Below are 6,577 nucleotides of genomic sequence, written 5' to 3' on the forward strand. Positions count from 1 at the left end.
CGCGGGCGGCGTCGGTCGGGGCGGCGTCGGGTGCGGTGCGGGGGCTCATGCGCCCTCCTCCGGGTCGAGGGCGGGTCCGGCGGTCGACGCGCCGGCGCGGCGCCGTCGGACGGGGGTGCGCAGGGTCAGGTACCCGGCGCCCAGGAGGGCGAGGCCGAGCACCGGCAGGACGATCATGTCGTCCACGAAGTTCAGGGAGACCGCGCCCCACGCCACGAGGAACGCCCACAGCCACAGCAGCCACACGGCCTGGGCGTGCGTGTAGCCGCCGTCCACGAGCTTGTGGTGCAGGTGGCCCCGGTCCGCGGAGAACGGGCTGGCGCCCCGGGCGGTGCGGCGCAGCACGGCGAGGGCCAGGTCCAGCAGCGGCAGGGCGAGGACGGCGATCGGCAGCAGGATGGGCATGTAGGCGGGCACGTTGCGGAAGCGCATGCCGTCCAGCGCGTTCACGTCCGCGGTGACGGCGACGGCGGCGGCGGCCATCAGCAGGCCCAGCAGCATGGCCCCCACCTCGCCCATGAAGATCCGGGCCGGGAAGCGGTTGAAGGGCAGGAAGCCCAGGCAGGCGCCCACGAGCAGCGCCATCAGCAGCGTGGCCAGGTTGGCGTAGTCGAACTGGTTGATGGTGCGCGTGAGCAGATAGGAGTAGACGAAGAACGCGGAGCCACCGATCAGGGCGACGCCGGCCGCGAGCCCGTCGAGGCCGTCCACGAAGTTGAGGGCGTTCATGGTGAGCACCACGGCGAACACCGTCAGCGCGATCTGCATGGCCTCGCTGCCCACGGGGATCCACCCCACGGGCATGGCCTCGATCCGGATCCCGCCGAGGGCCACCGCGAGCCCGGCGCAGACCTGGCCCGCCATCTTCACCCACCAGCGCAGGTCCCAGAGGTCGTCCGCGATGCCCACCACGAGCACCACGGCGACGGCGACGAGCAGCCCGACCATGGCGGCGTCGTCCGCGTAGATCCCCTGGAGGAACGGCACCGTGCCGCCCACGGCCAGGCCCACGAGGACGGCGGCGGCCATGGCCACGCCGCCCAGCTTGGGGATGGGCCGGCGGTGCATGTCCCGCTGGCGCACGGGCGTGAAGACGCGCGCCCGCAGGCCGATGCGCCGCATGAGGGGCGTGAGAGCCCCGCAGGCGAGGGCCGTGACCACGACCAGGACGAGGTAGGCGCGCATGGGGGCCGGTCAGGCCTCCCGGCCCGCGCGGTCGGCGGCGTCGTCGCCGTCCGGGGCGGGGGTCGGCGCGGCCGCGGCCGGGGTCTCGGCCACGGGCTCGGCCGCGAGGCGGTCGGCGGGCACCGGGGGCTCCTCGCCCTCGGCGAGCAGGTCCGGCACCACCGCGCGCAGCTCCTCCAGGGGCACGGCGCCCTGCCGGGCCACGCGGAACGGGGTGACGGTGCAGTCCACGATCGTCGAGGGATCCCGGCTCTCGCGGGGGCCGGCGTCGAGGTAGAGGGCCACGGACTCCCCCAGCATCGAGCGGGCAGCGTCGGCGGTGGTGGCGGCGTCCATGCCGGTGCGGTTCGCGCTGGAGACGGCCATGGGCCCCACGGCGTAGAGCAGCTCGCGGGCGACCGCGTCGTCCGGCACGCGCAGGGCGACGGTGCCGCGGGTCTCCCCCAGGTCCCAGGTCAGGGTCGGCTGGGACTTGAGGATCAGGGTGAGGGCGCCGGGCCAGAAGCGCTCGGCGAGGGCCTCGGCCTCCTCCGGCACGTCGTACGCGAGGCCCGCCATCACGCGGCGGTCCGCGATGAGGACGGGCGGCGGCATGGTGCGGCCACGGCCCTTGGCGGCCAGCAGCACGGCCACGGCCAGGGGGGAGAACGCGTCAGCTCCGATGCCGTAGACGGTGTCCGTGGGCAGGACCACGCAGCCACGGTCCGCGAGGACCTCGCGGGCGCGGGCCACGGCATTCTCGAGGGCGGCCGGATCCGAGACGTCGATGAAGTCACTCACGTCGGTCATTCTTCCACCTCCGCGCCCGCCGCGGCTTCGCAGGACCGGCGCGCCGTGAGGAACCGGTCTCGTCCGGTGAGGTCCTGGTGGACGCAGACGCCCGTGAACCGGGGGTCCGCGTCGAGGGCGCCCAGGAGGGCCGGGCCCTGCGTCTCGTGGTGCTCCATGGCGAAGAGGCCGCCCGGGGCGAGCAGCTCCGTCGCTCGGTGCGCGATGGCCTGCGGGATCCGCAGCCCGGCCGCGTCCCCGCCGTAGAGGGCGCGGGCGGGGTCGAGCCGCGCCTCGGCCTGGACGGGCGTCTCCGCCTCGGGCACATAGGGCGGATTGCTCACCACGACGTCCACGCGGCCCTCCAGCTCGGGGAGCGCGACAAGCGCATCGCCTTGTCGCAGGTGCACGCCGCGCGGCTCCAGGTTGCGCCGCGCCCAGCCGGCCGCCTCGTCGTCGAGCTCCACGGCGGTGACCGCCACGTCCCGCCCGTGCTCCTGCGCCCACGCGGCGACGGCCGCGGCGATCGCGCCCGAGCCGGTGCACAGGTCCACCACCGTGGCCGCGGCCGGGCGCGCCGTCAGCTCCGCCAGGACCGCGTCCACGAGCAGCTCGGTCTCCGGGCGGGGCAGGAACACGCCGGGGCCCACCGCCAGGTCCAGCCCGTGGAAGAACGCGACACCCGTGAGGTGCTGCACCGGCTCCCGCCGCGCGCGGCGCGCCACGAGGGCCGCGAAGCGCTCGGCCTCCCCCGCGGTGCCCGCGGCCCCGGCGAACACCCGGGCCAGCAGCTCGCCGCGCCCGAGGCCGAGGACGTGGGCCAGCAGCAGCTCCGCGTCCACGCGGGGCGAGTCCACGCCGGCCTCGGCCAGCAGGCCCGTCGCCCGCCGCAGGGCCTGCGCCCACGGCTCCGACTCGTCCGCGGCGCTCACGGGTCCCCGCCCAGGGCGGCGAGGCGGCGCTCCTCGTCCAGGGCCAGGCAGGAGGCGACGACGGCCTCGAGGTCCCCGTCCAGTACGGCGTCCAGGTTGTGCGCCTTGTACCCGGTGCGGTGGTCCGCGATCCGGTTCTCGGGGAAGTTGTAGGTGCGGATGCGCTCGGAGCGGTCCATCGTGCGCACCTGGGCGGCGCGGGCGGCCGAGTCCTCGGCGTCCTGCTCCGCGCGCCGGCGCTCCAGCAGCCGGGAGCGCAGCACGCGCATCGCGGCCTCCCGGTTCTGGATCTGCGACTTCTCGTTCTGCATGGACACCACGATGCCCGTGGGCAGGTGCGTCAGGCGCACGGCCGAGTCGGTGGTGTTCACGGACTGGCCGCCGGGGCCCGAGGAGCGGAACACGTCCGTCTTCACCTCGTTCGGGTCGATCCGCACCTCGTCCGGGGCGTCCACCTCGGGCAGCACGAGCACGCCGGCCGCCGAGGTGTGGATGCGGCCCTGGGACTCCGTCACCGGCACCCGCTGCACCCGGTGCACTCCGCCCTCGAACTTCAGGCGGGCGAACACGCCCTCGGCGGGGTCCGTGGCGCCGGCGCGGATCGCCACGTGCACGTCCTTGTAGCCGCCCAGGTCCGAGTGCGTGGCCGAGAGGACCTCCGTCTTCCAGCCCCGGGACTCCGCGTAGCGCAGGTACATGCGCAGCAGGTCGCCGGCGAACAGGGCGGCTTCCTCGCCGCCCTCCCCGCCCTTGATCTCCAGGATCACGTCCCGCGCGTCGTCGGGATCCCGCGGGATCAGCAGCCGGCGCAGGCGCTCGGCGGCCGCCGTCTCGGCCTCCTCGAGGCCCGGCACCTCCGCCGCGAACGCCGCCGCGTCGTCGTCGCCGGCCGCAGCCAGCTCCCGCGCGTCGGCGAGCTCCGCGGCGGCCTCGCGCCACGCGGCGTGCGCCGTCACCACGGCGCCGAGCTCAGCGAAGCGGCGGTTCAGCCGGCGGGCGAGCACCGGGTCCTGGTGCACCGCCGGGTCGGACAGGCGCGCCGTCAGCTCGCGATGCTCCGCCAGCAGCCGGTCCACGGCCTCGCGCCGTTCCTCCGAGTCGAACACGTCCCTGCCTCTCCTCCCCCGGTCGGCCACGACCGGACGCCCTGACGCACACGGCCCCGTCCCGGTCCAGCGGAGACGAGCTCCTCCAGTCGGGACGGGGCCGTGCGGCCGTGGATCAGTCCTCGCCCTTGGCCCCGAGCGTGGTCTTGGAGACCAGCATGAGGAACTCGGCGTTGGACCCGGTGTCCTTGATCTTGTTGGTGAGCAGCTCGAGCGCCTGCTGCTGCTCGAGGCCGGAGAGCACCCGGCGCAGCTTCCACATGATCTTGACCTCCTCCGGGGAGAGCAGTGCCTCCTCGCGGCGGGTGCCGGACGCGTTGACGTCCACCGCCGGGAAGATGCGGCGCTCGGCGAGGTGCCGGGACAGGCGCAGCTCCATGTTGCCGGTGCCCTTGAACTCCTCGAAGATCACTTCGTCCATGCGCGAGCCCGTCTCCACGAGCGCGGTGGCGAGGATGGTCAGCGAGCCGCCGTTCTCGATGTTGCGGGCGGCGCCGAAGAACTTCTTCGGCGGGTACAGCGCGGAGGAGTCCACGCCGCCGGAGAGGATGCGGCCCGAGGCCGGGGCGGCCAGGTTGTAGGCGCGGCCCAGGCGGGTCATGGAGTCGAGCAGCACGACGACGTCGCGGCCCATCTCCACGAGGCGCTTGGCGCGCTCGATGGCCAGCTCGGCGAGGGTGGTGTGGTCGTCCGCCGGGCGGTCGAACGTGGAGGCGATGACCTCGCCGTCCACCGACCGCTGCATGTCGGTGACCTCCTCGGGGCGCTCGTCCACGAGCACCATCATGAGGTGGACCTCGGGGTTGTTCGTCTTGATCGCGTTGGCGATCGACTGCAGGATCATCGTCTTGCCTGCCTTGGGCGGGGAGACGATGAGGCCGCGCTGGCCCTTGCCGATGGGGCTGACCAGATCGATCACGCGGGGGCCGACCTGCTTGGGGTCGGTCTCCAGGCGCAGGCGCTCCTGCGGGTACAGGGGCACGAGCTTGGCGAACTCCACGCGCTCGGGGTGCTCCACGGCCGGCTGGCCGTTGACGGAGGAGATCTTCACCAGCGCGTTGAACTTCTGGCGGTTGGAGCCGCCGCCCTGGTGCTGCGGCTTCTCGCCCTCGCGGGGGGCGCGGATGGCGCCGACGACGGCGTCGCCCTTGCGCAGGCCGTGCTTCTTGACCATGGCCAGGGACACGTAGACGTCGTTCGGGCCGGGCAGGTAGCCGGAGGTGCGCACGAACGCGTAGTTGTCCAGCACGTCGAGGATGCCGGCCACGGGCTGCAGGACGTCGTCCTCGGTCAGCTCCGTCTCGTCCACGTCGGGGCCGCCGCGTCCGCGGCGGTTGCGCCCGCGCTCGTTGCGGTTGCGGCGGTTGCGGCGGCCGCGGCCGCCCTCGTCGTCGCGGTCGTCGCGGCGGTTCCGGTCGTTGCGGCCGCCGCCCTGCCCGCCGTCCTCGGACTTGTCCTGCTTCTGCTCGCGGGATCCGTCGCGGTCGCGGCCGTTGCCGTTCTCGCGGTCGCGGCCGTTGTCCCGGCCGTTGCGGCCGCGGTTCCCGCGACCGTTCTCGCGGTCGCCGGAGTCCTGGGCGCGGTCGCCGCCGCGGTCCTCGGCGGAGTCCTGGGCATGGTCCTGGCCGGCGTCCTCGCCGTCCTGGCGGCGGCGGTCCTGGCCGCGGGCGTCGTCGTCGCCGGTGCGGCGGCGGCCACGCGAGCGGCGCTCGCCCTGGGTGCGATCGCCGGAGTCCTGGGAGCCCTCGGCATCGCGGCCCTCGGCGGGCTGCTCGGCACGGCGCTCGGCCTGGTCCTTGCCGGACTCGGCCGACTGGGCGGCGGGGGCGGAGGTGTCCGCGTCGGCGCGGCGGGAGCGGCGGCGGGCCGGACGCTCGGCGGCCTCGGCGGGCTGCTCGGCGTCCTTGTCCGCGGCCGGGGCGGCCTCGGCGGCGGGGGCCGCGGCGACCTTGGCGGCACGCTCGGCGGCGGCGCGGTCGGCCACGGAGCCGCCCCGCTGGTGGTCGGAGATGGCGGTCACCAGGTCGGCCTTGCGCATGCGCGAGCCGCCGGGGATGCCGAGCTGGGAGGCCAGGGCCTGGAGCTGGGCAAGCTTGAGAGCGGCCAGGCCGCCGCCGGTGGTCGGCGTGGTCTGTTCCGTGGATTCGGTCACGAAGGTTCCTTCTCCCTCGAAAGCGGTCTGACGGCGCGGAGCGCGTCGGGCCGCGGTGTGCATCCGGCCGGGCCGCGCAGCGGCGCCCCAGAGGGCCGGGTTTCATGGTGTGAACTCATCAGGGTCGCCTCCCCTGCTCGTGCGCAGTCGCTGCGTGACGGGGCGGAGGCGTCCGGACTCGACCGAGCCGGAGACGTCCCGGACGCGGGCCGTGCTCGGCACGGGCGGTTCGCGGCGGGGTTCCGGCCGACGGCGATCGCGGCGTCCGGCCGACACAGGCCCGGCGCCGGCGACCCGGGCCGCGCGAAGCGGCAGGGTCAGCCGTGGTGGAGTGGTTCCACCCTAACACCGTCGGCGGCCACGGCCGGCACCAGCACGCGCCAGGCGTGCACGTCGTCCGCCGTGAGCGCCCGGGCGGCCGCCGCGGCCTGCTC

At 75.1% G+C, this 6,577-nt stretch carries 5 protein-coding genes; all 5 read right to left on the reverse strand.

What is annotated here, in order from left to right:
• Positions 1-45: 45 nt before the first annotated feature.
• Entirely contained in the window at positions 46-1,185 is a 1,140-nt protein-coding gene (locus NWP10_RS09870; protein ID WP_258300779.1) for an MraY family glycosyltransferase, read from the reverse strand.
• Positions 1,186-1,194: 9 nt separating this feature from the next.
• A complete protein-coding gene (locus NWP10_RS09875) occupies positions 1,195-1,974 on the reverse strand; it encodes an L-threonylcarbamoyladenylate synthase (protein WP_258300780.1) in 780 nt (259 codons plus the stop codon).
• Positions 1,971-2,885: a peptide chain release factor N(5)-glutamine methyltransferase gene (gene prmC, locus NWP10_RS09880; protein WP_258300781.1), complete on the reverse strand. Its 915-nt coding sequence runs from the start codon at positions 2,883-2,885 to the stop codon at positions 1,971-1,973. Before prmC ends, NWP10_RS09875 begins: the two co-directional genes overlap by 4 nt.
• The gene (prfA, locus tag NWP10_RS09885; protein WP_258300782.1) at positions 2,882-3,991 is read right to left on the reverse strand and encodes a peptide chain release factor 1; all 1,110 of its coding nucleotides are present in this window, start codon (positions 3,989-3,991) and stop codon (positions 2,882-2,884) included. The genes prmC and prfA overlap by 4 nt, the downstream gene beginning before the upstream one ends.
• A gap of 115 nt (positions 3,992-4,106) precedes the next feature.
• The gene (gene rho, locus NWP10_RS09890; protein ID WP_258300783.1) at positions 4,107-6,143 is read right to left on the reverse strand and encodes a transcription termination factor Rho; all 2,037 of its coding nucleotides are present in this window, start codon (positions 6,141-6,143) and stop codon (positions 4,107-4,109) included.
• Positions 6,144-6,577 lie beyond the last annotated feature (434 nt).

The organism is Micrococcus sp. HG099 (assembly GCF_024723355.1).
Classification (GTDB): Bacteria; Actinomycetota; Actinomycetes; order Actinomycetales; family Micrococcaceae; genus Micrococcus; species Micrococcus endophyticus.

What these genes read in the sequence shown, in the direction of transcription:
- NWP10_RS09875 (WP_258300780.1), bottom strand. Translation starts at nt 1,974, where the DNA reads ATGACCGACGTGAGTGACTTCATCGACGTCTCGGATCCGGCCGCCCTC.
- NWP10_RS09870 (WP_258300779.1), bottom strand. Translation starts at nt 1,185, where the DNA reads ATGCGCGCCTACCTCGTCCTGGTCGTGGTCACGGCCCTCGCCTGCGGG.